Below are 26,114 nucleotides of genomic sequence, written 5' to 3'. Positions count from 1 at the left end.
CGGAGGGGAGCGCCCGCCCCCGGCCCCCATCCCCGTGAGGGGAACCGGGGGCGGGCTTTTCCCCTGTTTCCGCGCCTGGAGCTGAATTCAGGCGGTGGAACATTTCATGCCAGCCAGTCATGCGTCAACCGGCAGCACGTACACGGCAGTTGACCCTCACCGCAGCCTTCGCGGGTCGATGGCCCAGATGCCGCGGCCGTGGGTGGCGGCGTACAGGCGGCCGTCGGGGCCCGTGCGGAGCTGGAGGACCGCGGTGGTCGGGAGGTTGGTGCCGGCCACCTTCCAGGTCTTCGCGCCCGGCGTGCGGACCAGGACGCCGAGGTCGGTGCCCAGGGCCACCGTGCCGTTCCTCAAAAGCACCACCGAGTCGGCCGGCACGTCGGGCAGGTTGCCGGAGACGTCCTTCCAGGTCGCGCCGCCGTCCCGGGTCTCGAAGAGGTGGCCGACGCCCGCGCCCGGACCCTCGGTCCACTTGCGGGAGAAGCCGTTGACGGCGAGCAGGACGTGGTCGGCGTTCTTCGGGTCGATCGCCAGCCCGGACAGGTAGCGGTTGGGCACCGTGCCGTCGACCGGCAGGTTCAGCTGGTGCCAGCCCGTTCCGTCCGCGTTGCCGACCGCGATGCCCCGCGTGAAGCCCTGGTTGTTGCAGGGCCCGCACCAGGCGGCGTACACCCTGCCGCCGGAGGAGGCGACCGCCGTGGCGGTGTGGCCCGCGCCCAGGTCGTAGGCGCCGAACCACTCGGTGCCGCTGCGGATCGCGTACCCCTTGGTGTTGATCCACACGTGCCGGCCGCCCGCGATCCACACGTCCGGGTTCTTGATGTCCGCGTTCAGCGGCGCGATGAAGCGCGCCTCGCCGGTGGCGTTGTCGGGCGGGGCGACGGAGTACGACGTCGCCTTGGACGGGTCGGTGACCCAGCTGCCGTCGTTGACCGCGCAGTTGTTGGTGACGGACACCGCCAGGTACACGTACTCCTGGGCGATGTTGCACCCGTTGGCCGGATCGGTGATCGTGTCGCCGCCGTCGCCGCCGAAGTTGGAGCCCATCACCCGGTCGCCGGGCCGCAGTTGGGACTGCCCGTTGTCCTGCAGACCGCCGGTGACCGCGAGGCCCTTGCGGGAGGGGTCGACGCCGACGCCGACCGAGTAGTACTGCAGGGCGTCCATCGTGCCGTCGTTCAGGGACGTCCAGTCGGTCGCGTGCCCCGCGGCGTTCGCGCTGCCGTTCAGCGGACGCCGGTAGGTGCCGCCGTCGTCGCCGACGATGACGTACGGCGCGCCGCCGTTGCTGCCGATGGCCACCGAGTGCTGGTCGGGGTGCGTGGTCGCCGGGCAGTCACCGGACTGCTTCGACGGGTCGATGGACCAGCAGGGGAAGCCGAAGTTCCAGTACGGGCCGGGCACGGTCCAGTTCTTGCCGCCGTCCTTGGTCTCGAAGACCTCCTCCAGACCGGCGTACACATGGTCCGGGTTCTTCGGGTCGACGGTGAGGAACTGGTTGTACCAGGCCTGGATGCCGGGCTGGTAGCCGTCGCCGGTCAGCGCCGAACCCGAGTCGCGCAGCTGCTGGTAGGTCGCGATCCGCGTCCACGGGCCGGTGGGCGAGCCGGACTTGGAGACGAAGATGCCCTCAAGGCCGCTGTCGGGGTTCTCCGCCGTCATCTCCGGCGACTGGTCGATGGCGTAGTACCGCGAGCCGTCCGCGCTGCGCGCGAAGGTGACGTTGCCGACGTCCTCCGCGTTGCCCGGCAGGTCGCCGAGCCCGGTCAGCCGCTGCCAGCTCCCGCCGGACTTGGCGTAGAAGCCGTTGTAGGTGTCCCCGCCGCGCCAGCCGACCGCCAGCACCACCTTGCTCGGGTCCTTCGGGTCGATCGCGATGTCGCTGGTGATGTTCTTGTACGGCGCGTCGGGGTCGTTCGCCTGCGAACCGCCCGGCAGATAGCTCGGGTTGGGCGCGAACTCCAGCTTCCAGTGGCCCTTCAGCGTCTTCGTGCTGTGGCTCCACACGCCCTCGGTGGTCGCCGCCCACACCTTGTCGCCGCCGAACCGCAGCGCGTTGACGGAGGTCGACTCCAGCTCGTCGCCGCCGACCCGGTCCCGCTTGCTGAAGCTGCCGTGCCGCGGGTCGGCCAGGACGTACACGCCGGTGCCCAGGAAGGAGGTGGCGCTGGTGTTGGCCTCGCCGGTGGCGTACCAGAGGCGTCCGCGGCCGTCGAGTTGCAGGTCGCCGGTGGACAGGGCGGGCAGCTTGTCGGAGATGTTCGTCCAGTGGCCGCCGCCGGAGCGGGAGCGGAAGACACCGCCGTTGGCCGAACCGGCGTACACATAGCCGTGGTTGTCGGCCGCGAGCCCGGTGACCCGGCCGGTCACCCGGCCGGCCCCGCCGCTGGAGTTGGAGTTGATGTCCCGGTAGCGGGGGTCGTCGGAGTCGTAGGGCAGCCGCGTCAGATCGCTCCAACTGCCTTTCGTGCGGGGCAGGTTCCTCAGCGCGTCGTACGCCGCCCCGTAGGCGCCCGGCGCCACCACGCCCGGTGAGGTGCGGGCCTCGGCGTACTGCTCGGCCTGTTCGGCCTCCTCCATCGCCTCGTCGTCGCCCTCGTCGTCCCCCGTCTCCGCGAACGCCGACAGGCCCTTCTGCTGCTGGTGCAGAAGGGCCTGTTCCCGGAGTTGCCGTACGCCGAAGGGATCGGTGCCGCCGTGCGCCGCCTGGGCCTGTGTCACCGTCAGACCCAGCGCGGCGCCGGTGGCCAGCACCGCCCATACTCGTCTTCTTCGCCAGCCGTCGGCTGCCATGAAGTGCCCTCCCCTTGGAGCAGTGACATGAGCTGGCCAACAGCTTTGACGGGGAGAGGGACCTGAGAGCATCCTGTGAAAGCAATCAAGGGGCAAAAATTCGCCAGCGGCGCCTCAGAAAGCGGCTAGTTCCTCCCGGCCACCCGGTCCGCGAGCCGCGCCAGCCGGGACGACTCGGCGCTGTGCGTGGCCAGTTCGCGCCGGTCCGCCGCCCGGTAGGTGGCGTACATCCCCTGCACGCCGAGCCAACGCAGCGGCTCCGGCTCCCACTTGCGCACCCGGTGCCCGACCCACGGCAGATCCGTCAGCTCCGTGCGCCCGCCCTGCCCCGAGTCGAGCTGGACCAGGTCGCGCAGCGTCCGCGCGGCGAGGTTGGTGGTGGCGACGCCCGAACCGACGTACCCCCCGGCCCACCCGAGCCCCGTCGACCGGTCCAGCGTCACCGTCGCGCACCAGTCCCGCGGCACCCCCAGCACCCCCGACCAGGCATGCGCGATCCGCACCCCCGCCAGCGCCGGGAAGAACCGCACCAGGATCTCCCGCAACGCCTCGGCCGTCGCCTCCTGAGTCCGGCCGTCGTTGTCGGTCCGCGAACCGAAACGGTACGGAACCCCCCGCCCGCCCAGGGCGATCCGCCCGTCGGCCGTGCGCTGCGCGTACATGTACGCGTGCGCCATGTCGCCCAGCGTCTCCCGGCCCTCCCAGCCCACCGACTCCCACTGCGCGTCCGTGAGCGGCTCGGTCGCGATCATCGAGGAGTTCATCGGCAGCCAGGTGCGCCGCTGCCCCTTCAGGCTCGCGGTGAACCCCTCGGTGCAGCGCAGCACATACGGCGCCCGGACCGTCCCGTACGGCGTCACCGCCTGCTTCGGCCGGATCTCCGTCACCGGCGTCGACTCGTGGATCGTCACGCCCAGCGCCTCGACCGCCGCCGCCAGCCCCTTCACCAGCTTCACCGGCTGCAGCCGCGCCCCGTGCGGAGTCCACGTCGAACCGACCGCGCCGGCCACCCTGATCCGCTCGGCGGTCTCCTCGGCGCCGTACAGCTCGCGGTCCTTCTCGCCGTACGACAGCTCGTGCGCGTAAAAGGCCCTCAGCCGGGCCAACTGCGCGGGAGTGGTGGCCACTTCGAGCACTCCACCGCGATGGATGTCGGCCTCGATGCCCTCCGCCGCCGCCACCGCGACGACCTCGTCGACGGTCGCGTTCATCGCCTTCTGCAACCGTACGGCGGCCTCGTGGCCGTGCAGCCGCGCGTACCGGTCCCGCCCCGCGATCCCGTTGTACAGCCAGCCGCCGTTGCGCCCCGAGGCACCGTACCCGCAGAACCTCTCCTCCAGGACCGTCACCCGCAGGAAGGGCGCCGCCTTCTTCAGGTAGTACGCGGTCCACAGCCCCGTGTACCCGCCGCCCACGATCACGACGTCCGCCGAGGCGTCACCCGCGAGCGGCCCCCGCACCGCCGGGAGGCCGTCGTCCGCGTACCAGAAGGAGATGCCGCCGTTGACGGCGCTGCTCGCCGAGGTGCTCATGGCCGGACGTTAGCTCCTGAACGCGGCCACTGTCTCCTTCGGATTCCATGCTCTTCCCCGCCCCCTGACCAGCGGATGACACGCCAGCCCGATCAGCACGGAGACGAAGTGCCCGAGGTCGGTGAAGGTCGGCGTGGACGTGAGCGGGACGCCGTACACGACGAGGACGACCACCAGACAGCCGTACCGCCAGGGCGGCGCGATCCGGTACACGAGCACCCCCACCACCCCCGCCAGCGCGTAACTCACGCCCACGTCCAGCGTGTTGACCGCCGACACCGGCGCCATCCCGGCGCTGATCGCCATCAGCAGCGCCCCCTCGCTGATCAGCGTCGCCAGCACGTGCGCGGCCACGACCACCACCAGCCAGCGCGCCGTACCGAGCCAGCGCTCGGCCTGCGCGTGGAAGACGCTGTACAGGAAGGCGTACGGCAGCCAGTAGCCGCCGTCGATCCACATCGCGCTCTGCACGAGCACCCGCACCGGGTTGTCGGACAGTTCGTGGAGGTTGGTCGAGCGCTGCCGCAGGAACTCCTGCTCGAACTCCGGTGACATGCGATGCGCGGCCACCGTCGTGAAGAACAGGATCACCAGCCACACGTACGTGCCGGGAGCGCTGCGGACGTACGCCCGCGCCCTGGTGCCGATGCCCCGGACAATTCGCATGAGCCGATTCACGCACGGCGGTAACGTCACGTGCGTGATCGACATTCCGGACGGGCTCGTCGCCCAGCACGAGCGGCACGGCGGAGCGGCCGGCCGCGCCTTCGTCGCCTCGCTGCCCGGACGCGCCGAGCGGTTCCTCGACCGGTGGGGGCTGCGGGTGGACGGACCGTCGATGTACGGCCGGTGCGCGCTGGTGCTGCCCGTCCGGCGCGACGACGGCACACCGGCCGTGCTCAAGCTCCAGGACGTCGACGAGGAGACGGCCGGCGAGCCGCTCGCCCTGCGCACCTGGAACGGCGCCGGCGCCGCCCGGCTCCTGGCCGCCGACACCGGCACCGGCACGCTGCTGCTCGAACGCCTGGACGCCGGACGGCGGCTGGCGGACCTGCCGGATTCCCGCGAGGCGACGCTGGTCGTGGCCCACCTGCTCGCCCGGCTGACGGCCGTACCGGCTCCGCCGGGCCTGCGCCACCTGGGTGACGTGGCCTCGCGCCTGCTGGAACGGACGGCGGCGGTGCCCCTCACTCCCCTCCTCGACGCCTGCGCGGCGGCGACCCGCGAGGTGCTGGACGACCCCGGCGACCGCCTCCTGCACTGGGACCTGCACTTCGAGAACGTCCTGGCCGCCGACCGCGCCCCCTGGCTCGCCATCGACCCCAAACCCCTCGCCGGCCACCCCGGCTTCGACCTCCTGCCCGCCCTGTGGAACCGCTTCGACGCGGACGAGGTGCGCTGGCGCTTCGACGCGATGACGGACGTCCTGGGCCTGGACCGGGGACAGGCACGCGCGTGGACGCTGGCGAGGGTCCTGCAGAACTCGGTCTGGCAGCTGGAGGAGGGCCGCCGCCCCCTCCCCGCCCACCTGGATATCGCCGAGCGCCTGCTGCCCCGCGCGGTCTAACCTCCCCTGGTGATCCGTACCGCGACCCCCGCCGACATCCCCGTCATCCACGCCCTGATCCGCGAACTGGCGGCCTACGAGAAGGCCCCGCAGGAGGCGCGGGCGACGGAGCGACAGCTCCACGACGCCCTCTTCGGCGACCACCCGGCCGCCTACGCCCACATCGCGGCCGACGACACGACCGGCGAACCCGTCGGCTTCGCCCTGTGGTTCCTCAACTTCTCCACCTGGCGCGGCGTCCACGGCATCCACCTGGAGGACCTCTACGTCCGCCCCACCGCCCGCGGCACCGGCCACGGCAAGGCCCTCCTCGCCGAACTGGCCCGCATCTGCGTCACCCGCGGCTACGAACGCCTGGAATGGTCCGTCCTGAACTGGAACACCCCCGCCATCACCTTCTACGACTCCCTCGGCGCAACCCCCCAGACGGAATGGACGACATACCGCCTGACGGACGCGGCACTGCAGGCGTTGGGCACGCGAAAGCCCAGGTCAGAGGAGGTCTGACCTGGGCTGTTCGGAGCCCCCTGTCGGATTCGAACCGACGACCTTCGCTTTACAAGAGCGGCGCTCTGACCAGCTGAGCTAAGGAGGCGCTGCGCACGGGTCGCCGTGCGTCTGAGCGGGTCCACTGTACACAGAGGCCGTTTCTCCAAGCCATGACGTTTCGGTTCCGGCGAGGGGTCAGCGGGGCTTGATGTCGATGTAGGAGACGGTGTCCGGGTCGGCGGCGCGGAAGGTGGCGACCTTGCCCTGGCTGGGGAGTGCCACGTAGACGACCTCGTTGTCCGGGCTGATCGCGATGTCGGCGGGGGCGCTGCCGACGGGGATGGGTTCGCCGACGGCGGCGTTCGTGTCGGTGTCGATGGCCGAGACCGTCGTGCCGAAGAAGTTCGCCACGTAGGCGCGGCGCCCGTTCGGGCTGACGGCGATGCCGAAGTGGGGGCCGATGCCCAGGGGGACCGGGGCGGAGGTCCGGCCGGTGGTGGTGTCGAGGGCGGTCAGCACGGTCGTGTCGGGGGTGGCGCCGCCCACGGCGTAGAGGTGGCGGCCGTCGGGGCTGATCGCCAGGGTCTCCGGCTCGAAGCCCAGCGTGCCGAGGTTCCGGGTGGTCCTGCCCGTCTCGGAGTCGAGCGCGGACAGCGTGCCCGACTTTCCGCGGCTGACGTAGACCCGTCCGTCCGGGCCCACGACCGCGCTCGTGGCGCTCTTGCCCAGGTCGATCGGCGCGCCCGTGGTCGTGTTGGTCGTCGTGTCGAGGACGGAGAGGCTGTGGGAGCGGAGACCGACGGCGACCACGCGTCTGCCGTCCGCCACGGCCGTCACGCGGGTCGGCCGGTCGCCGACCGGGACCGGCTTGCCGACGGTCCTGTTCTCCAGGCCGCTGATCACGATCACGCTGTCGGTCGCGACGCTCGCGACATAGGCGTAGTCCCCGCCGTGGCCGACCGCCACGCCAGCCAGGCCCTTGCCCAGGTCGAGCGGCTTGCGCACGGTCTTCCGGGTCGCCGTGTCGACGATCGTGAGCTCGCCGGGGTCGTTGTCGCCCGTCAGGTCGAACGGGATGCCCGTTCCCCGCAGGCTGCTGATGACGTAGAGGCGCTTCCCGTCCGGGCTGACCGCCACGAAGAACGGCGCCGCCTCACGCACCGGGGCGTGTGCGCGCTGGTCGGCGAGGAGCCCGCCGCCGGCGGCCAGCAGCGGTACCACCGCCAGCGCGGTGACCAGCACGCTCCGGGGCGGGAGGCGCGGCAGACCGGCGGTGGTGGAGCGGAGGGCGAGGAACGCCGCCGCGGCCGCCAGCACCAGCAGCGCGGCGGCGAGGTCGAGGACGGTGCCGTGCGAGTCGTCGTACCGGAAGAAGGTGACGACGGCGATGGCGCAGGCGCCGGCGAGCCAGCCGGTCAGCAGGGACACGCCGAACCGGCGCGGTGCCGTCACCGCCGCCCACAGGGGCACGCACACCGCCCCCACGACCGCCGCGAGGTAGGGCCACGCGCCCGGGTCGGCGTACCCGGGTCCGCCGTGCCGGACGTAGGCCCGGGCCACCTCGTACAGCTCCCGGGCGAGGACCGCGGCCCCCGACAGCGCGGCCAGCCCACCCACCGCGACGGCGATCCAGGTCCACGGGTCGGCCGGGCGGCGCAGCTCGAAGCGGACCTCCGGACCGCGGATCAGCACGTACGCGGTGACGCAGGCACCGGCCGCGAGGACGACGTGGCCGGCGAGGGCGAGCCGGAACGCCGTTTCGCCGCTGTCGGCCTTCTGGAGGCAGAAGTACACCAGCCCCCAGACCGACGCCACGGCCGCGCCGAGCGTGAGGCCCTGCGCGACGGGGCCCCGGGTGCGGGGCAGGTACGCGCAGACGGCGGCGGCCAGTGCGGTCAGCGCCGTGCCGCCGACGTACCAGAGGAGGTCGTGGCCGGGGCCGGCCGACAGATGGTCGTAGGCCGAGCGGACGTCCAGGACGAGGGCGGTCGTGAGGAGGGCCGCGGCCGCGGCGGGGAACAGGCCGAGGACGTCGGCGAGCACTCTTCGCCGTAGCCAGTCCCACGCCCGGCGCCGCACGTCGGTGCCGAGGTCGGCGAGGTCCCGCCACAGCCGGGCGGCGTGCCCCGGGGTGGGCGGAGGCGGCGGCACGGGCACAGGCACCGACTCGGTCACAGGCACCGACTCGGGCTCGGGCTCGGGTCGCTGCTCCCGCGCAGGCGGCGGCGCCCCGAGCCCGGGCCCGGTCTCCCCCAGCCGTGCCCGTGCCGCCACCGACACCACCCTGCTGTCGTCCTCCGCGAGGCGGCGGTACTCGTCGGTGATCCGGCCCCGGACGAACGCGTTGCCGGTCCTGCGCAGGTGGTCCAGGCCCTCCAGGGCGGCCAGCCGGTCGTCGGCGAGGGGGCTGGTGAGGGCGCGGGCGAGATGGGGCGGCAGGGTCCAGTTGACGTTCCGGGCGATGACGATGCGGCCCTCGACGTTGTCCTGCTTCTTCGGGCGCTGCTGGGGCCGTTCGTCCACCACCCGGTCGTGGACGTAGCTGTAGAGCTCGTCGACCGTGATGTCCCCGTCGCCGTCCAGGTCGGCCGCGCCCTCGCGCAGCCCGGTGACCAGGTGGTGGGTGAAGACCGACTGCCGGGCGGCGCCGTGGGGCCGGTCGCCCTCGAAGGAGTACTCGGTGGCGTCGGACGCGGTGAGGATGGTGCGGCCCTGTCCCCGGAACCGTTCCAGCGTGTGCACGGCGGCGTCGGCCTTCGTCAGACCGCCGGTGGGGAAGGCGCCGCTGTAGCAGCAGTCGAGGATCAGCACGTTCTGCCGGGACCTGCTGGCGGACATGGCCTGGTCGATCTGCTCGGCGGGCAGCGAGGTGAACAGCAGGTTGTCGCGGCGGGTGTTGGCGGTGGCCAGGTACAGCCGGCCGTCGTCGTCCTTGAGTCCGTGACCGGTGAAGTAGAGCAGGGTGAGGTCGTCGCGCCGCCGGTCGCGGTAGAGGTCGGCGATGGCCTCGCCGGCGCGGTAGTGCGGCTCGTTGACCAGCGTGGTGACCTCGAAGCCGGCGATGTCCGGGCGTTCCAGTACGGCGGCCAGGGCCTCGGCGTCGTGCGCCGGTGCGGTCAGCCGCCGCAGCCCCGCGTCCTCGTAGTCGTACGTGGCGATCAGCAACGCCACTCGCCGGGCAGCCATGTGTCCCCCGATCACACTCCGCGCGTTCCGCGTCACCCACAGTGTGCCGACCCGGACGCCGCTACGGGAGTCCTTCGGGGGGAACCGAGGGGCCACGGCGGCCACCGGTCGAAAGTTTCCGCGAAGTTCACATGCCGCCAGGTACTGACATACGGGCGAACGGCAGGTACCGTCCTGAGCCAGTTCACCCTCGTGGACTACACCACCACCTTCCTACAACGGATCGTCCGGCACGTTCCTGCCGGTAGAAGGGGGCCCATTCACCATGGCCACTGTCTCGTTCGACAAGGCGACCCGGATCTACCCGGGTTCCGAGAAGCCCGCCGTGGACGCGCTGAACATCGAGATCGAGGACGGCGAGTTCCTCGTTCTGGTCGGCCCGTCCGGCTGCGGCAAGTCCACCTCGCTCCGCATGCTCGCGGGGCTCGAGGACGTCAACTCCGGCGCCATCCGCATCGGCGACCGCGACGTGACGCACCTGCCGCCGAAGGACCGGGACATCGCCATGGTGTTCCAGAACTACGCGCTGTACCCGCACATGACCGTCGCCGACAACATGGGCTTCGCCCTGAAGATCGCCGGCGTCAACAAGGCGGAGATCCGCAAGAAGGTCGAGGAGGCCGCGAAGATCCTCGACCTGACCGAGTACCTGGACCGCAAGCCGAAGGCGCTCTCCGGCGGCCAGCGTCAGCGTGTCGCCATGGGCCGCGCGATCGTGCGTGAGCCGCAGGTCTTCCTCATGGACGAGCCGCTGTCCAACCTCGACGCCAAGCTGCGTGTCTCCACCCGTACGCAGATCGCCTCGCTGCAGCGCCGCCTCGGCATCACCACCGTCTACGTCACCCACGACCAGGTCGAGGCCATGACGATGGGCGACCGCGTGGCCGTCCTGAAGGACGGGCTGCTCCAGCAGGTGGACAGCCCCCGCAACATGTACGACCGTCCGGCCAACCTCTTCGTCGCCGGCTTCATCGGCTCCCCGGCCATGAACCTGGTCGAGGTCCCGATCACCGACGGCGGCGTGAAGTTCGGCAACAGCGTCGTCCCGGTCAACCGCGACGCCCTCAAGGCCGCCACCGACAAGGGTGACAAGACGGTGACCGTCGGTGTCCGCCCGGAGCACTTCGACATCGTCGAGCAGAACGGCGGCGCCGCCTCCGCCCTCTCGAAGGACACCGAGGACGCCCCGGCCGGCCTCGCCGTCTCCGTGAACGTCGTCGAGGAGCTCGGCGCCGACGGCTACGTCTACGGCACCGCCGAGGTCGGCGGCCAGACGAAGGACCTGGTCGTGCGCGTCGAGGGCCGCCGCGTCCCGGAGAAGGGCACCACGCTGCACGTCGTGCCGCGGCCGGGCGAGACCCACGTGTTCTCGACCTCCACGGGCGAGCGCCTGTCCGACTGAGCCGGGCCGGTCCAGGCCGGCGGAAACCCGGATCATTCGCCCGCCTTGACGAAGAGGGCCCCGCAGACCACTGCGGGGCCCTTCTCGTTGTCGACAAATACCCCGGCACAACGGGCATTTCGAGCGCCGTACGTCAACGCACTACCCAATTCGAGGCACCAGTTCATCCCCCGAACCGGTGACTAAATGTCGCCAAATCATTACCGGGCGCTACCCTCACTCGCGTGAAGCACTCCACTAGCCAACAGACGCGAAGCGGCCGGGGCCCCGCCCGCCGGATCGGCCGCACGCTCGCCCTCGTCCTGCCCGTCGTCCTGGTGCTCTCCGGGACCCTCGCGGTCACCCGAGTCAACTGGACGGGGAGCCCTTCGTCCTCGGTGCTCACCGCCTCCGACACGATCGACGACGCCAAGGGCGGCGCCGCCGCGGCCGCGGCCCACCGGGCCCCGCAGGACGTCCTGCGCGACAGGCTGCTGTCCGAGCTCCAGGACGACGACCCGGGTGTGGTCCTCACCCACCTCCAGGAGGCCGTGACCGCGCGTCCGTCGCTGGCCGAGCACTGCGTCTCCATCGCCCGCGCCCTGGGGCGGGCCGCAGCCCGGGTCTACGGGCCCTCGAAGGCCCAGTCCTTCGCCCGCCCGGTCTGCGACACCTCGTTCGCCTCGGGCGTCGCCGCCGCGCGCGGCTGAGTCCCGCCGTCACCCTCCGCCGGCCGCACGGGCCGGCGGAGGGTAACGGCTGGTTAAGGATCGGTTGCCGCCCGAAGCGACGGCCGGAGCGCCACGTACAGTTCCGGTCATGACCGATCCGAACGCCGCCGCGCGTCCCGTCCAAGCCGTCGTCCTGGCCGGTGGCCAGGGGTCCCGGCTGCGTCCCTACACCGACGACCGGCCCAAGCCGATGGTCGAGATCCCCGGCACGGGGACGCCGATCATCGGCCATCAGCTCGCCTGGCTGGCCGAGGAGGGCGTCACGGACGTCGTGGTCAGCTGCGGGCATCTCGCCGACGTGCTGCAGAGCTGGCTGGACTCGGCCGACCTGCCGGTGAAGGTGACGACCGCCGTCGAGACGGAGCCCCTCGGGCGCGGCGGCGGGCTGAAGTACGCGGCGTCGCATCTGCCGTACCCGGACCGGCCCTGGTACGCCACCAACGGTGACATCTGGACCCGTTTCTCCCTGCGGGACATGGCCGACTTCCACACCGAGCGGGACGCCGTCGCGACCCTGGCGCTGGCCCGGCCGCGGATTCCGTGGGGTGCGGTGCGCACGGACGGGTTCGGGCACATCACCGACTTCATCGAGGCACCGCCGTCCACGTTCGAGATCAACGCGGGCGTGTACGTCTTCTCGCCGGAGTTCGCCGGGTTGCTGCCGGAGCGGGGGGATCACGAGCGGACGACGTTTCCGCATCTGGCGCGCGAGCGGAGGCTTGCGGGGTTCCCGATTCCGCAGGGGGCGTACTGGCGGGCCATCGACACGGCGAAGGACCTGACCGAGGCCGCGAAGGAGCTGGCGGCGCTGGGACGGTAGAGCTCGGTCGCCGCTCGGCAGCCGAAAGGGCCCCGCACCTCGGTGCGGGGCCCTTTTTGGGCGGTGTGTCTCAGCCGGTGGGCTTGCCCAGGATGTCGCCCACCGGCTCGGCTACCCCAACAGGCCGCCCACCAGGCCGGGTTGGCCGGTCGAGGTGCCGGAGCCGCCGGTGGAGCCGGAGCCTCCGCCGGAGCCGCCGCCGGAGCTGGGGCCGGAGGTGGTGCTGGGTGCCTGGCCGGCCGGGGAGGACTGCTGGGGCGACGTGCGTCCCGTGGTGCCCTGCGTCTGGCTGGGCGCGCCTCCGGTGGCCGTGCCCCGGGTCGCGCCGGGCGTGGTCGCGGCGCCGGACGGGGTCGTGCCGGCCGTGGCGCCCGCCGTCGACGCCGGGGCCGAGGCCGACGGCGACTGCCGGTGCCGCTTGCCGGGCTCCTGTGGGAGCGGGGAGCCCGGCAGTTCGTTGCGGGGCGCCTCGCCGGGGCCGGGGACGACCACGCGGTCGGCGTCGCGGACGGCGCCGCCGAGCAGGGAGCCGATGAGGAGGGTGAGGCCGACGACGATCGCCGTGACGAGGGCGCCGCGGCGCAGGACGTAGGCGCGCAGTTCCCAGATGTCGGAGCGGGGGCCGAGCCGGCGCCAGGCGCTGCCCGCGAGGCGGCCGTCGATGGAGTAGACGGGGGCGCCGGCGATGATCAGCGGGGACCAGGCGGCGAGGTAGATGATGTCGGGGGCGTCGTAGGCGGGGACCGTCTTCCAGCTGACGGTGACGATCAGCGCGGCGGACAGCAGGGCGCCGAAGACGGCGGCCACGCGCTGCCAGCAGCCGAGGACCGTGAGCACGCCCACGACGACCTGGGCGAAGGCGATGACGAGGCCGGAGCCGACGGGATGGTGCAGGGCGAACTGCCGCAGCGGCTCGGCGACGTCCCAGGGGTGCAGGGTGTTGAGCCACTTCACCATGGAGCCGCGTTTGCCGCCGTCGAAGTAGACGGGGTCGCAGAGCTTGCCCATGCCGGCGTAGATGGAGATGAAGCCGAGGAAGATGCGGAGCGGGAGGAGGACCACGCCGAGGTTCATGCGGCGGCCCGGGTAGTAGGCGTGCCGGGCCGGGTCGTCGCCGTGGCGCCGGGCGGTCCGTTCGCCGTCCTCGGCCTCCTCCGCCTCGAACTCCTCGTCCTCGTACGGGAGTTCCTCGTCGTAGGCGCTGCCGACCGTGCGCATGCCGGGGAGCAGGCGGGTGCCGTCGTGGGTGCGCTGGGCGCCGACGACGGGGGTCTCGACGGTCGGGTCCAGCTCGTCGTAGATCTCGTCGTAGCTGCCGCCGGTGTCCTCGACGCGCGGGATGACCTGCGTGGCCCCGGCGTCCGCGGACGGCTCGTCGCCGTGCCGGACGCTGTTGCCCCGCACGGCCTGCAGGAGGCGGTGCGCGCCGGTGTCGTCCGGGGCGGACTTGCCGCTCCAGACGACGGGGCGGCGGCGGGCGCCCGCGGGGGCGCCGGCTCTGCTCGCCGCGCCGACGGCGGGGATGCGGGCGGTGTCCTCGGTGGCGGTCAGGTGCCGTGCGATCCGCGGGGATTGGGCGCGCGTCGACGCGCCCAGCTGCACGCGGAAGCTCGCATGATTGACGATGACCTGCGCCGGATCGCTCGGCACCTTCACCATGCTCAGCGCGGGAGCGTCGTCGAACCCGGAGTCGAATCCGGGGCTGAGGCCCGACGAGCGGTCCCCCGTGGGTGTGCGGGGTGTTCTGGTGTCCACACTCATCTAACCGAGTGACGTGTGTTTAGGACACTGCTTTGACCGGGCGGATCTGTCCGGTCTCCGTCAAGCTTGCCCTGGACGCCGGGTTTGCCCCGCACGGGTGATCCGCCGGACGCGTGTTCAGCCCCGCCGGCGCGCCGCCTCGTACAGCACGATGCCCGCCGCCACACCGGCGTTGAGCGACTCGGCGCCGCCCGGCATCGGGATGCGGACGCGGAAGTCGCAGGTTTCGCCGACCAGCCGCGACAGGCCCTTGCCCTCGCTGCCGACCACGATGACGACCGGGCCCTGCAGGGCCTCCAGGTCGCCGATCTCGTGGTCGCCGTCGGCGGCGAGGCCGACGACCACGATGCCCGCCTTCTTGTACGCCTCCAGGGCGCGCGTCAGGTTGGTGGCGCGGGCGACGGGCGTACGGGCCGCCGTACCGGCCGACGTCTTCCACGCGCCGGCGGTCATCCCGGCCGCGCGCCGCTCGGGCACGACGACGCCGTGGCCGCCGAAGGCCGACACGGAGCGGACCACCGCGCCGAGGTTGCGCGGGTCGGTCACCCCGTCGAGGGCGACGATGAGGGGGTCCTCGCCCTCGTCGTAGGCCGCCTGGGCCAGGTCCTCGGGGTGGGCGTACTCGTAGGGCGGCACCTGGAGCACGAGGCCCTGGTGGTTGAGGCCGTTGGTCATGCGGTCGAGCTCGGGGCGCGGGGCCTCCATGAGGTTGATGCCGCCGCGCTCGCCGGCGAGCTGGAGCGCCTCGCGCACCCGCTCGTCGTTGTCGATGAACTGCTGGACGTAGAGCGTGGAGGCGGGCACGCCCTCGCGCAGCGCCTCGACGACCGGGTTGCGGCCGACGACGAGCTCGGAGGTGCCCTTGCCGCCCCGGCGGGCCTGCGGACGCCCCTGCCCCCGGCGCGCCTTGGCCTGGGCGGCGCGCTGCTTGGCGTGTCCCTTGCGCATCTCGGCGGGCGGGGTCGGACCCTTGCCCTCCAGGCCCCGGCGCCGCTTGCCGCCGCTGCCGACCTGCGCGCCCTTCTTGCCGGACATGCGGCGGTTGTTCGCGGCCATGACCTACCTGTCTTCGTGAGTGTCGTACGTACGTCTTATGCAGTGTGCCGCCCGGAGGGCCGGGCGGCACAGTCGATCTTGCGTGGCCGGTGGCCGCTCAGCGCGGGCCGAGGGTCCAGCGCGGGCCCTGCGGGCTGTCCTCGATGGTCAGGCCCGACTGGCCCAGCTGGTCGCGGATGGCGTCCGCGGTGGCCCAGTCCTTGCGGGCGCGGGCCGACTCGCGCTGGTCGAGGACGAGCCGGACGAGGCTGTCCACCACGCCGTGCAGGTCCTCCCCGCGGTCGGCGCCCTCGCCGGCCCAGGTCGCGTCGAGCGGGTCCAGGCCCAGGACGCCGAGCATGGCACGGACCTCGGCGAGGCGGGCCACGGCGGCTTCCTTGTCGTCGGCGGCGAGGGCGGAGTTGCCCTGGCGCACCGTGGTGTGCACGACGGCGAGGGCCTGCGGGACGCCCAGGTCGTCGTCCATCGCCTCGGCGAAGGCGGGCGGCACGTCGGCGGCGGGCTCGACGGTGCCGGCCTTCTCGACGACGCGCTGCACGAAGCCCTCGATGCGGGCGAAGGCCGACTCGGCCTCGCGCAGCGCCTCCTCGCTGTACTCGATCATGGAGCGGTAGTGGGGCGTGCCGAGGTAGTAGCGCAGCACGATGGGCCGCCACTGCTTGACCATCTCGCTCACGAGGACGCTGTTGCCCAGCGACTTGGACATCTTGTCGCCGGCCATGGTCACCCAGGCGTTGTGCACCCAGTACTGGGCGAAGTCGTCGCCGTAGGCCTTGGCCTGGGCGATCTCGTTCTCGTGGTGCGGGAAGATCAGGTCCAGTCCGCCGCCGTGGATGTCGAAGGCGCTGCCCAGGTACTTGTGCGCCATGGCCGAGCACTCCAGGTGCCAGCCGGGGCGCCCGCGGCCCCACGGTGTCGCCCACGTCGGCTCCCCGGGCTTCGCCGCCTTCCACATGGCGAAGTCGCGGGGGTCCCGCTTGCCGGTCTCCCCCGTCCCCGAGGGCTGCTGCAGGTTGTCGAGCTCCTGCCGGGACAGCTCCAGGTAGCCGGGGAAGGACCGTACGTCGAAGTAGACGTTGCCGTCGGCCTCGTAGGCGTGCCCGCGCTCGATGAGGCCCTGCATCATCTCGACCATCTCGGTCACGTGCCCGGTGGCACGGGGCTCGTAGGTCGGCGGCAGGCAGCCGAGGGCGGTGTAACCGTCGTTGAAGGCCCGCTCGTTCTCGTACCCGATGGCCCACCAGGGCCGCCCCTGTTCGGCGGCCTTGGCGATGATCTTGTCGTCGATGTCCGTGACGTTCCGGACGAACGTCACGTCGTAGCCGCGGTACTCGAACCACCGGCGCATGATGTCGAAGTTGAGCCCCGACCGGATGTGCCCGATGTGCGGGGCCGCCTGCACGGTGGCGCCACACAGGTAGATCGAGACACAACCCGGCTTGAGCGGGGTGAAGTCACGGATCTGCCGGGCGCTGGTGTCGTACAGGCGAATCGTCACGTGTCCAGGGTAGTGGGCGCGAGCCAGTGCCTCAGACGCTTGCCCCGAAAGACCCTTGCCCCGAAAGCGACGGCCGCGCGGGAGACGGAGGTCACCCGGTCCGCACGACGAGCGCCGTGGCCACCGCCATCAGTCCCTCGTCGCGGCCCGGGAAGCCGAGCCCGTCCGTCGTGGCCCCGGACACGGACACCGGCGCCCCCGCCGCCTCGGAGAGGAGTTTCTGCGCCTCGTCCCGGCGCTTGCCGATCTTCGGGCGCGGGCCCACGACCTGCACGGCGATGTTCCCGATGCGGAAACCGGCCTCGCGCACGATCCGTGCCGCCTCCGTCAGCAGCGTCACCCCCGACGCCCCGGACCACTCCGGCCGCCCGGTCCCGAAGTGCTGCCCCAGGTCGCCGAGTCCGGCCGCGGAGAACAGCGCGTTGCACGCGGCGTGCGCGACGACGTCCGCGTCGGAGTGGCCGGCCAGCCCCGGGCCCTCCCCCTCCCACTTCAGCCCGGCGCACCACAGCTCCCGGCCCTCCTCGAAGGCGTGGATGTCGGTGCCGATGCCCACCTGGGGCAGGACGAACCGCTCCTCAGAAGCCATCGTTCAGCCTCCTGCGCGCCAGAACCGCCTCCGCGAGGACCAGATCCAGCGGCCGCGTCACCTTGAAGGCCTCCTCGTGCCCGGGCACGAGCAGCACCGTCTCGCCGAGCCGCTCCACCATGCTCGCGTCGTCGGTGACGTCCTCGGTGACCTCCTCGTGGGCCCGCACCAGCGTCCGGCGGTCGAAGCCCTGCGGTGTCTGCACCGCCCGCAGCCGCGCCCGCACCGGCGTGGCGACGACCGGCTCCGGCTCCCCCGCGACGGCCGCCGGCTCGACCTCCTTCACGGTGTCGGCGAGCGGCAGCGCGGGCACCACGGCCGGCGCGCCCTCCCGTACCGCCTCGATCACCGCGTCCACCGTGTCCACCGGCACCAGCGGCCGCGCGGCGTCGTGCACCAGCACGATGTCGTAGTCGGGCGGCAACGCGTCGAGCCCGAGCTTCACGGACTCCTGCCGCGACTGGCCGCCGGGGACGACGAGGAAGTCCGTCCTCCCCCAGCTACCGCTGGGGGGACCCCCGGGCAGCGCGTGCGCGTCGAGGAGCGACTTGACCTCGGGCGCGCCGTCCGGCGGAGCCACGACGACGACCAGGGAGACCGCGCGGGACGCGGCCATCGCGCGCACCGCGTGGATGAGCATGGGGGTACCGCCCAGCGCGCGCAGCGCCTTGGGGGCGCCCGGACCGAGGCGCACGCCCCGGCCGGCGGCCGGAATCACCGCGGCCGTACGAAGCTCCGTGGGCGAAGGGCGCGAATCGTCAGACATCGGTTCCTGTCAGGTTTGTGTGCCAGCCTGGCGTGGGTATGGCCTGGGAAGTGCCGGGCGCGACGCCTTGACCGGACCCTTCCGTGACCCTGGTCGAGCCAGCTGCCCGGGCCCGGCACGCCAAGTATCGGGGGACTCCCCGAAGCATGGTGTACGAGCGTGATGCACGGACAGTGTGGCGTACGGACGTCGTCCGGGTACGAACATGCCGCAGCGCCCGGCGACGGAGATACGTCAACGGGCACCGCGGCATTTCACTGTGCTCAATGTGCTGAGTGCTGAAGCGGGCTTGCGCCTGCGTCAGGCGTTCAGGACGCGAGAACCTCGTCGAGCAGGGCCTCGGCCTTGTCCTCGTTCGTGTTCTCGGCGAGGGCGAGCTCGCTCACCAGGATCTGGCGGGCCTTGGCGAGCATGCGCTTCTCACCGGCGGACAGTCCGCGCTCGCGCTCACGACGCCACAGGTCACGCACGACTTCCGCGACCTTGATGACATCGCCGGAGGCGAGCTTCTCGAGATTTGCCTTGTATCGACGCGACCAGTTCGTGGGCTCCTCGGCGTACGGCGCGCGCAGCACCTCGAAGACCCGGTCCAGTCCGTCCTGACCGACCACATCACGTACGCCGACGAACTCCGCATTGTCCGCTGGCACACGCACCGTCAGGTCACCCTGGGCGACCTTCAGCACCAAGTAGGTCTTGTCCACGCCTTTGATCTGGCGAGTTTCGATGGCCTCGATCAGCGCGGCCCCGTGATGGGGATAGACCACGGTGTCGCCAACCTTGAACGTCATGTGACAGGTACCCCTTCCGTGGCTATCCAGGGTAACACGGAAACCGGCGGTTCTGAATGGCGTTTTCGCAGGTCAGGGCATATCTCGGGGCTTGACAACAGCAACAGGAACGTGCTGTGAGGGCCGGGCGGAAGCAGGTATTCGCAGGTCGGAGCCGCTCTCCGGGTGAGGTGAAACGCGTACGTTACACGCATCCGGAGCCCTCCCGACGAGGAGGAACATCCCCATATGTCTGGTTCCAGATGTGCGACTTCCGCTACTCCGTTCGGTGCCGACGGACGCTTCCGCGCCGATTCCGGAATTGATCACACGCGGCCGACTGGGCGGTCGGTTGTAGCCCGGCGTGATCAATTCCGGGACGGTCGCGCATTCCTTCACGGAAATTTTGCGCGCCGCCGCCTGGCGTATGCGCGAGGGGCTTATGTGAATGCCGGACGAGTGCGCGCGGCTACCGCCTGCCGGGGGAAGACGACCGCTTGGGGGAGGGTCGGGTGCGGGAGGCCGGGAACGGCTCGGTAACCTAAGGCCGCTGACAGACACTTGGGGCGGCTTTATCAGCCGCCACGTTCGAGTCAAGGAGTTGCCGCCGCCGTGAGCAGCAGCCTTCGACGCGGCGCCCTCGGCGCCGCCGCCATCGCGTTCTCGATCGCCTCGCTCGCCGCGTGCGGCGCCGGCAGTGATGCCCAGACCCTGCAGATCAAGCCGGACAACGCGGCCGTCACGGTCGGCGACATCAAGCTCCAGAACGTCACGATCATCACCCAGCCCGACCTGGAGTCGACGGGCCCGGCCGTGATCTCCGCGACCGTCTTCAACAACGGCGACACCGCCCAGACCCTGGACGCCATCACCGTCCCCGGCACCGGCAAGAGCGCCGAGATCACGCCGGCCAAGGGCACGGGGAAGCTCAGCGTCCCGGCGCACGGCTCCGTCGTGATCGGCGGCAAGGGCAACGCCGCCGCGGTCCTGTCCAGCAGCCGCGAGGCCGTCCAGGACGGCAACGCCCAGAAGGTCACCTTCACCTTCAGCAAGAGCGGTGACGTGAGCCTGCGCGCCTTCGTGGTCCCGGCCAAGAGCTACTTCTCCAAGTGGGGCCCGAGCGACATCCCCTCGCCGACGGCCAGCGCGAGCGCCAAGCCGGGCAAGAGCACCTCCCCCTCGGCCTCGCCCTCGGAGTCGGCCACCACGTCGGCCACCCCGACGGACTCCGCTTCGGCGAGCGCGACGGCGCAGTAGGCGGCGCGGCGAGCAGTCGTACGGCACAGGGGCGGGACCTCACCGGGAGGTCCCGCCCCTGTGCCGTACGTACGTCCGTGCTGTTTACGGCTCGAACTTGTAGCCGAGGCCCCGCACCGTCACCAGGTACCGCGGCGCGCCCGGGTCCGGCTCGATCTTGGCGCGCAGGCGCTTGACGTGGACGTCGAGGGTCTTGGTGTCACCGACGTAGTCGGCGCCCCAGACGCGGTCGATGAGCTGCATGCGGGTCAGGACGCGGCCGGCGTTGCGCAGCAGCATCTCCAGGAGGTCGAACTCCTTGAGGGGGAGGTCGACCTTGGAGCCGGAGACCGTCACGACGTGCCGGTCGACGTCCATGCGGACCGGCCCGGCTTCGAGGGCGGCCGGGGTGACCTCCTCGGGCTCCCCACGGCGGCGCAGGACCGCGCGGATGCGGGCGACCAGCTCACGCGAGGAGAACGGCTTGGTGACGTAGTCGTCGGCTCCTATCTCCAGCCCGACAACCTTGTCGATCTCGCTGTCCTTGGCGGTCACCATGATGACCGGGACGTTGGAGCGGCCGCGCAGCTGACGGCACACCTCGGTGCCGGGCAGCCCCGGCAGCATCAGGTCGAGGAGGACGAGGTCGGCGCCGTTGCGCTCGAACTCGTCGAGTCCGTCGGGCCCGGTGGTCGCGACGGCGACCTCGAAGCCCTCCTTGCGGAGCATGTACGACAGGGCGTCGGAGAAGGACTCCTCGTCCTCGACGACGAGCACTCGGGTCACGGAAGGACCTCCGGGGCGGGAAGCGGTTCGTACGGGGTTGGTTCTGGGGACTGCCCGGCCTCGTCGTCGAGATCGGGGTGCTCGTGCGCACGGTCGCGGGCCGCACCCGCCTCCGGCAGCCGAAGGGTGAACGTGGAGCCCTGTCCCTCCGAGCTCCACACCGTGACCTCCCCGCCGTGCGAGGCGGCCACGTGCTTGACGATCGCCAGGCCCAGGCCGGTGCCGCCGGTGGCACGGGAGCGGGCCGGGTCCACGCGGTAGAAGCGCTCGAAGATGCGCTCCTTGTCCTTGTCCGAGATGCCGATGCCCTGGTCGGTGACGGCGATCTCGATGTGGTCCCCGCCGGGCGCGGTCACCCGGCGGGCGGCTATGCCGACGCGGGTGCGGGCGGGCGAGTAGTTGACGGCGTTCTCGACCAGGTTGCCGAGGGCGGCGGCGAGCTGGCCGCGGTTGCCCCACACGCTCAGGTCGGCGGTGCCGCCCGCGGCCATCGTGATCTGCTTCGTGCCGGCCGCGTGCCGGCAGCGGTCGATGGCCTCGGCGACCAGTTCGTCGACCCGGACCGGCTCGGCGTCCTCCAGCGGGTCGTCGTTCTGCACCCGGGAGAGGTCGATGAGCTCCTGGACCAGGTTGGTCAGCCGGGTCGCCTCGATCTGCATCCGGCCGGCGAAGCGCTCCACGGCCTCCGGGTCGTCCGAGGCGTCCATGACGGCCTCGGAGAGGAGGGAGAGCGCGCCGACGGGGGTCTTCAGCTCATGGCTGACGTTGGCGACGAAGTCGCGTCGTACCGCCTCGATGCGGCGGGCCTCGGTCAGGTCCTCGACGAGCAGGAGCACCAGCCGGGAGCCGAGCGGGGCCACCCGCGCGGAGACCGCGAGGGCCTCGCCCCGTCCGGTCCCGCGGCGCGGCAGGTCCAGCTCGACCTGGCGTATCTCCCCGTCCCGCCGGGTGTCCCGGGCCATCTGCAGCATCGGCTCCACGGAGAGCCGGCCGCCGCGGACCAGGCCCAGGGCGTACGCCGCGGAGCTGGCCTTGACGACGGCGTCGGCCTCGTCCAGGACGACGGCCGACGACCGGAGCACGGACAGGACGGTGTCCACACCCGGTGGGAGCACCGGGTCGGTGTGCAGGGAGGTGCGCGTGGGGCGCTTCTGCTCCCGCTCGCTCCAGCGGAACGCCAGCATGGCGATCACGCCGGTGAGCACCCCGGCGATCGCTGCCGCTGCGGCGACCGCCGCGTTCACGTCCATGCGTCCAGGTTAGGCATGGGGTACGACATCGCCACAGCCGTCGGGGGCCGAGCTCGAACACTCGTCGCCCAGAGTTCACCTGAGAGCCAGGGTCGGTTCATTTAGGGTGACGGAAACCGACGCGTTCCGGCCGGATCGTGGGAGCGTGGGGTGCGAAGCGCCGGTTTTCACGGCGGGCCCCGACCCCCGGCAGCCCCCGACGAACACGCACGAGAGGGAACCCTGATGCGGGACGCGTACCACGAGGAACTGGATTCGATCGGCGACGGTCTGGTGGAGATGGCCAGGCTGGTCGGGTCGGCGATCGGGCGCGCCACGACCGCCATCCTCGACGCCGATCTGAAGCTGGCCGAGAGCGTGATCGAGGCCGACAAGAAGATCGACGAGCTCCAGCACGACCTGGAGGCCAAGGCCATAGAACTGCTGGCCCGCCAGCAGCCGGTGGCGACGGACCTGCGGATCGTCGTCACGTCGCTGCGCATGTCCGCGGACCTGGAGCGCTCGGGCGACCTGGCCCAGCACGTGGCGAAGCTGGCCCGGCTGCGCTTCCCGGAGCGGGCGATCCCGCAGGACCTGCACGCCACGATCCTGGAGATGGGCCAGCTCGCGCAGCGCCTGATGGCGAAGGCGGCCGAGGTGATCGTCACCAAGGACGTCGACCTGGCGCTGCAACTGGAGACGGACGACGACGAGATGGACCTGCTGCACCGCACGCTCTTCCAGCACCTGCTGGACGACCGCTGGAAGCACGGCATCGAGACGGCGGTGGACGTCACGCTGCTGGGCCGCTACTACGAGCGGTTCGCCGACCACGCGGTGGCCGTCGCCAAGCGCGTCGTCTTCCTGGTCACCGGCGAGCACGCGGACGACCTCCAGGCGGACGTGCAGCCGGAGATCCAGCCGGTGGCCGGGGGCGAGGGGGCGTAAGGCCGTCGCCGGGGGCGCTCAGGAGCCTCCGTGCGCCGTTGATGCGCCCAGCGGAGCGGGCATGCAATGGGCACAGGGCCTGATCCGACGTCGTCAGGCCCTCGCCTTGAGGAGGGACCCATGGCCGAAGCCCCCAGCACCACGCCCGACCCCACGCAGGAGCGCGAGACGGACCAGCCCGCCGAGATCAAGAGCCTCCCGCTCTTCGGCGCGTGCGGCTGCGGCTCGGGCTGCGGCTGCGGGTGCCAGCAGGGCAATCCGTGCCAGTGCGGTTGACGCCACGCCGCCGAGGGCCCCGGCACGAGACCGTGCCGGGGCCCTTTCGCGTCGTCTCGCGTCGCCGCGCGTCGCCGCGTCGCAGGAAGGTCCGCGCGAGCGCACCATGAAAGGGAACCGAATCGGAATCCGGCATTCCCTTCCGCCCGAGAGGAGGTGGGACCCCATGGCTCGCTTCATGGACGTCCACCACGGAATGAACGGCATCACGGCGGACCAGCTCCACCAGGCCCACCAGGCGGACCTCGCCATAGAAGAGGAAGAGAACGTCCACTTCGAACAGGCCTGGGCGGACCCCGACTCCGGCACGGTCTACTGCCTCTCGGAGGCCCCGTCGGCCGAAGCGGTCCAACGCATCCACGAACGAGCGGGCCACAAGGCAGACGAAATCCACCCGGTACCCCTGTCGGTCTGACGGCCACACCCGCCCGGCTCGCCGAGAAAAGCCCCCTCCCAGCGGAGAGACCGCAGACAGGGGGCTTACGCGTGGGCGGTTACTTCTTCTTGCCCTGGTTCTTGACCGCCTCGATCGCTGCTGCGGCCGCCTCCGGGTCGAGGTACTTGCCGCCGGGGGTGGTCGGCTTGAAGTCGGTGTCCAGCTCGTAGTAGAGGGGGATGCCCGTCGGGATGTTCAGGCCCGCGATGTCGGCGTCCGAGATGCCGTCGAGGTGCTTGACCAGGGCGCGCAGGCTGTTGCCGTGGGCGGCGACGAGGACCGTGCGGCCGGCCAGGAGGTCGGGGACGATGCCGTCGTACCAGTACGGGAGCATGCGGATGACGACGTCCTTGAGGCACTCCGTGCGCGGGCGCAGCTCCGGCGGGATCGTCGCGTAGCGGGGGTCGGAGGACTGGGACCACTCCGCGCCGTCCTCGAGCGGCGGCGGCGGGGTGTCGTAGGACCGGCGCCACAGCATGAACTGCTCCTCGCCGAACTCGGCGAGCGTCTGCGCCTTGTCCTTGCCCTGGAGGGCGCCGTAGTGGCGCTCGTTCAGGCGCCAGGAGCGGTGGACGGGGATCCAGTGGCGGTCGGCGGCCTCCAGGGCCAGCTGCGCCGTGCGGATCGCGCGCTTCTGGAGGGACGTGTGGACCACGTCGGGCAGCAGGTCGGCGTCCTTCAGAAGCTCGCCACCGCGGACTGCCTCCTTCTCGCCCTTCTCGTTGAGGTTGACGTCCACCCAGCCGGTGAACAGGTTCTTCGCGTTCCACTCGCTCTCGCCGTGGCGGAGGAGGATCAGCTTGTACGGTGCGTCGGCCATGCCCCAGAGCGTAATCCACGGGTCCAGGGGGCTCGATCGGCCCTTCGGTCCCTGTTTCCGCCCGTTCGTCGATTGACGGCTTCTGTTAATTCGTTGGCCGCCCCGCCACCCGCGCTCGTAAGTTGTGACTGCCTCGCCTGCCACTTACCGCCCCGGGGGTTCCGCCATGTCCGCAGCCAGCCTGAGACGCGCCGCCCGCGAAACCGTCTCCGGACTCCCCCGCGCCTTCTGGTGGCTGTGGACCAGCACCCTCGTCAACCGGCTCGGCGCCTTCGTCGCCACCTTCATGGCGCTGTACCTGACCCTCGACCGCGGCTACTCCGCCTCCTACGCCGGCCTCGTCGCCTCCCTGCACGGCCTCGGCGGAGTCGTGTCGTCCGTCGGCGCGGGCGTGATGACGGACCGGCTCGGCAGACGGCCCACGCTGCTGATCGCGCAGTCGTCCACCGCCGTCTCCGTCGCCCTGCTCGGCTTCGTGCACGACCCCCTCGCGATCGCCGCCGTCGCCTTCCTCGTCGGCATGGCCTCCAACGCCTCCCGGCCCGCCGTGCAGGCGATGATGGCCGACATCGTCCGCCCCGAGGACCGCGTCCGCGCCTTCTCCCTCAACTACTGGGCGATCAACCTCGGCTTCGCCGTCTCCTCCGCCGCCGCCGGTTTCATCGCGCAGGTCAGCTACCTCGCCGGCTTCCTGATCGAGGCCGGCATGACGGCGGTCTGCGCGGTCGTCGTCTTCCTCAGGCTGCCCGAGTCCAAGCCGGCCGAGACGGTCCGGTCGGCGCACGAGGACACCGTCGGCCTCGGGTCCGTCCTGCGCGACGGGCGCTTCATGGGCGTCGTCGGGCTGTCCTTCCTGATCGCCCTCGTCTTCCAGCAGGGCTCGGTCGGGCTGCCCGTCGCGATGGGCGAGGCCGGCTTCACGCCCGCCGACTACGGCCTGGCGATCGCCGTCAACGGTCTGCTCATCGTCGCGCTGCAGCTCCCGGTCACCCGGCTCATCGAGCACCGGGACCCGCGCCGGCTCCTGGTGGTCTCGGCCCTGCTCGCCGGGTACGGCTTCGGGCTGACCGCCTTCGCCGGGGCGGTCGGCGTCTTCGCCCTCACCGTGTGCGTGTGGACCCTGGGCGAGATGATCAACGCGCCGACGCAGACCGGCCTGGTCGTCCGTCTCTCCCCCGTGCAGGGCCGCGGCCGCTACCAGGGCGTGTACACCCTTTCCTGGGCCGTCGCCTCCCTCGTCGCCCCGCTGATGTCCGGCTTCGTGATCGACCACTTCGGCGCCGACTGGCTGTGGGGGACGTGCGCGGCCGTGGGCACGGTGGCGGCGGCCGGGTACGGGGTGCTGATGCGCCGGCTGCCGGGGCAGGAGGCGGCAGCGGAGGAGCCGGAAGCGGAGGAGCCGGGCGCCGTGCAGGCCGAGGTCGGCGCCGCCTAGGACTCGTCC

At 71.7% G+C, this 26,114-nt stretch carries 23 protein-coding genes and 1 tRNA gene; 10 read left to right on the top strand and 14 right to left on the bottom strand.

Annotated elements, in window-relative coordinates; all coding sequences use genetic code 11:
- Positions 1–156: 156 nt before the first annotated feature.
- From ACYF6T_RS10440 to ACYF6T_RS10430, 3 genes are all read right to left on the bottom strand, one after another.
- On the bottom strand, positions 157–2,793 hold the full coding sequence (locus ACYF6T_RS10440) for a WD40/YVTN/BNR-like repeat-containing protein (RefSeq protein WP_461695373.1): 2,637 nt from the start codon (positions 2,791–2,793) through the stop codon (positions 157–159).
- A 125-nt stretch (positions 2,794–2,918) separates the two neighbouring features.
- Positions 2,919–4,325, bottom strand: a complete 1,407-nt coding sequence (locus ACYF6T_RS10435) for an NAD(P)/FAD-dependent oxidoreductase (protein WP_461695372.1) — start codon at positions 4,323–4,325, stop codon at positions 2,919–2,921.
- A 9-nt stretch (positions 4,326–4,334) separates the two neighbouring features.
- Positions 4,335–4,991: a rhomboid-like protein gene (locus ACYF6T_RS10430; RefSeq protein WP_461695370.1), complete on the bottom strand. Its 657-nt coding sequence runs from the start codon at positions 4,989–4,991 to the stop codon at positions 4,335–4,337.
- Between ACYF6T_RS10430 and ACYF6T_RS10425 the strand changes: the two genes are divergently transcribed.
- Positions 4,990–5,892 (top strand): aminoglycoside phosphotransferase family protein, encoded by a 903-nt coding sequence (locus tag ACYF6T_RS10425; protein ID WP_461695368.1) that lies wholly within the window; start codon positions 4,990–4,992, stop codon positions 5,890–5,892. The genes ACYF6T_RS10430 and ACYF6T_RS10425 overlap by 2 nt on opposite strands.
- Positions 5,893–5,901: 9 nt before the next feature.
- Positions 5,902–6,399 carry a GNAT family N-acetyltransferase gene (locus ACYF6T_RS10420; protein WP_461695367.1) on the top strand — a complete coding sequence of 166 codons (498 nt, stop codon included), beginning with the start codon at positions 5,902–5,904 and terminating at the stop codon, positions 6,397–6,399.
- A gap of 14 nt (positions 6,400–6,413) precedes the next feature.
- Here the strand turns inward: ACYF6T_RS10420 and ACYF6T_RS10415 are convergent.
- Together ACYF6T_RS10415 and ACYF6T_RS10410 are read right to left on the bottom strand one after the other, a co-directional pair.
- Positions 6,414–6,487, bottom strand: a tRNA-Thr gene (locus ACYF6T_RS10415).
- An 89-nt stretch (positions 6,488–6,576) separates the two neighbouring features.
- Positions 6,577–9,567, bottom strand: a complete 2,991-nt coding sequence (locus ACYF6T_RS10410; RefSeq protein WP_461695365.1) for a caspase, EACC1-associated type — start codon at positions 9,565–9,567, stop codon at positions 6,577–6,579.
- A gap of 265 nt (positions 9,568–9,832) precedes the next feature.
- On the opposite strand from ACYF6T_RS10410, the gene ACYF6T_RS10405 reads away from it, so the two are divergent.
- The 3 genes from ACYF6T_RS10405 to ACYF6T_RS10395 all read left to right on the top strand — a co-directional run bounded on the left by ACYF6T_RS10405 (position 9,833) and on the right by ACYF6T_RS10395 (position 12,499).
- Entirely contained in the window at positions 9,833–10,969 is a 1,137-nt protein-coding gene (locus tag ACYF6T_RS10405) for an ABC transporter ATP-binding protein (RefSeq protein WP_461695364.1), read from the top strand.
- Positions 10,970–11,193: 224 nt separating this feature from the next.
- The gene (locus ACYF6T_RS10400; protein WP_461695363.1) at positions 11,194–11,658 is read left to right on the top strand and encodes a hypothetical protein; all 465 of its coding nucleotides are present in this window, start codon (positions 11,194–11,196) and stop codon (positions 11,656–11,658) included.
- A gap of 109 nt (positions 11,659–11,767) precedes the next feature.
- A complete protein-coding gene (locus ACYF6T_RS10395; protein WP_461695361.1) occupies positions 11,768–12,499 on the top strand; it encodes a nucleotidyltransferase family protein in 732 nt (243 codons plus the stop codon).
- A 111-nt stretch (positions 12,500–12,610) separates the two neighbouring features.
- Here the strand turns inward: ACYF6T_RS10395 and ACYF6T_RS10390 are convergent, their stop codons facing one another.
- From ACYF6T_RS10390 to ACYF6T_RS10365, 6 genes are all read right to left on the bottom strand, one after another.
- A complete protein-coding gene (locus tag ACYF6T_RS10390) occupies positions 12,611–14,260 on the bottom strand; it encodes a DoxX family membrane protein (protein ID WP_461695359.1) in 1,650 nt (549 codons plus the stop codon).
- Positions 14,261–14,377: 117 nt separating this feature from the next.
- The gene (gene rlmB / locus ACYF6T_RS10385) at positions 14,378–15,316 is read right to left on the bottom strand and encodes a 23S rRNA (guanosine(2251)-2'-O)-methyltransferase RlmB (RefSeq protein ID WP_461695357.1); all 939 of its coding nucleotides are present in this window, start codon (positions 15,314–15,316) and stop codon (positions 14,378–14,380) included.
- Positions 15,317–15,413: 97 nt separating this feature from the next.
- Positions 15,414–16,814 (bottom strand): cysteine--tRNA ligase, encoded by a 1,401-nt coding sequence (gene cysS / locus ACYF6T_RS10380; protein WP_461695356.1) that lies wholly within the window; start codon positions 16,812–16,814, stop codon positions 15,414–15,416.
- Between the two features lie 91 nt (positions 16,815–16,905).
- Positions 16,906–17,403: a 2-C-methyl-D-erythritol 2,4-cyclodiphosphate synthase gene (ispF, locus tag ACYF6T_RS10375; protein ID WP_461695355.1), complete on the bottom strand. Its 498-nt coding sequence runs from the start codon at positions 17,401–17,403 to the stop codon at positions 16,906–16,908.
- A complete protein-coding gene (ispD, locus tag ACYF6T_RS10370; protein ID WP_461695354.1) occupies positions 17,393–18,169 on the bottom strand; it encodes a 2-C-methyl-D-erythritol 4-phosphate cytidylyltransferase in 777 nt (258 codons plus the stop codon). The genes ispF and ispD overlap by 11 nt, the downstream gene beginning before the upstream one ends.
- 308 nt (positions 18,170–18,477) lie before the next feature.
- A complete protein-coding gene (locus ACYF6T_RS10365) occupies positions 18,478–18,960 on the bottom strand; it encodes a CarD family transcriptional regulator (RefSeq protein WP_003953493.1) in 483 nt (160 codons plus the stop codon).
- 591 nt (positions 18,961–19,551) lie between these two features.
- Between ACYF6T_RS10365 and ACYF6T_RS10360 the strand changes: the two genes are divergently transcribed.
- On the top strand, positions 19,552–20,196 hold the full coding sequence (locus ACYF6T_RS10360) for a copper chaperone PCu(A)C (protein WP_461695352.1): 645 nt from the start codon (positions 19,552–19,554) through the stop codon (positions 20,194–20,196).
- A gap of 84 nt (positions 20,197–20,280) precedes the next feature.
- Here ACYF6T_RS10360 and ACYF6T_RS10355 read toward each other — a convergent pair whose 3' ends face one another.
- A complete protein-coding gene (locus tag ACYF6T_RS10355; protein ID WP_015659563.1) occupies positions 20,281–20,961 on the bottom strand; it encodes a response regulator transcription factor in 681 nt (226 codons plus the stop codon).
- Positions 20,958–22,211, bottom strand: coding sequence for a sensor histidine kinase (locus ACYF6T_RS10350; protein ID WP_461695350.1), 1,254 nt, complete (start codon positions 22,209–22,211; stop codon positions 20,958–20,960). The genes ACYF6T_RS10355 and ACYF6T_RS10350 overlap by 4 nt, the downstream gene beginning before the upstream one ends.
- Positions 22,212–22,436: 225 nt before the next feature.
- Between ACYF6T_RS10350 and phoU the strand changes: the two genes are divergently transcribed.
- The 3 genes from phoU to ACYF6T_RS10335 all read left to right on the top strand — a co-directional run bounded on the left by phoU (position 22,437) and on the right by ACYF6T_RS10335 (position 23,829).
- Positions 22,437–23,138, top strand: coding sequence for a phosphate signaling complex protein PhoU (phoU, locus tag ACYF6T_RS10345; RefSeq protein WP_461695348.1), 702 nt, complete (start codon positions 22,437–22,439; stop codon positions 23,136–23,138).
- Positions 23,139–23,258: 120 nt separating this feature from the next.
- Positions 23,259–23,414 (top strand): hypothetical protein, encoded by a 156-nt coding sequence (locus ACYF6T_RS10340; RefSeq protein WP_461695347.1) that lies wholly within the window; start codon positions 23,259–23,261, stop codon positions 23,412–23,414.
- Between the two features lie 166 nt (positions 23,415–23,580).
- The gene (locus ACYF6T_RS10335) at positions 23,581–23,829 is read left to right on the top strand and encodes an SCO4226 family nickel-binding protein (RefSeq protein ID WP_461695345.1); all 249 of its coding nucleotides are present in this window, start codon (positions 23,581–23,583) and stop codon (positions 23,827–23,829) included.
- A 79-nt stretch (positions 23,830–23,908) separates the two neighbouring features.
- Here ACYF6T_RS10335 and ACYF6T_RS10330 read toward each other — a convergent pair whose 3' ends face one another.
- The gene (locus ACYF6T_RS10330; RefSeq protein ID WP_461695343.1) at positions 23,909–24,670 is read right to left on the bottom strand and encodes a phosphoglyceromutase; all 762 of its coding nucleotides are present in this window, start codon (positions 24,668–24,670) and stop codon (positions 23,909–23,911) included.
- 166 nt (positions 24,671–24,836) lie between these two features.
- Here ACYF6T_RS10330 and ACYF6T_RS10325 point away from each other — a divergent pair, with 166 nt between their 5' ends.
- On the top strand, positions 24,837–26,105 hold the full coding sequence (locus ACYF6T_RS10325) for an MDR family MFS transporter (RefSeq protein WP_461695341.1): 1,269 nt from the start codon (positions 24,837–24,839) through the stop codon (positions 26,103–26,105).
- Positions 26,106–26,114: the final 9 nt, after the last annotated feature.

This window comes from Streptomyces sp. 7R007, assembly GCF_054850255.1.
This window is presented reverse-complemented; position numbering and strand designations above follow the sequence as displayed.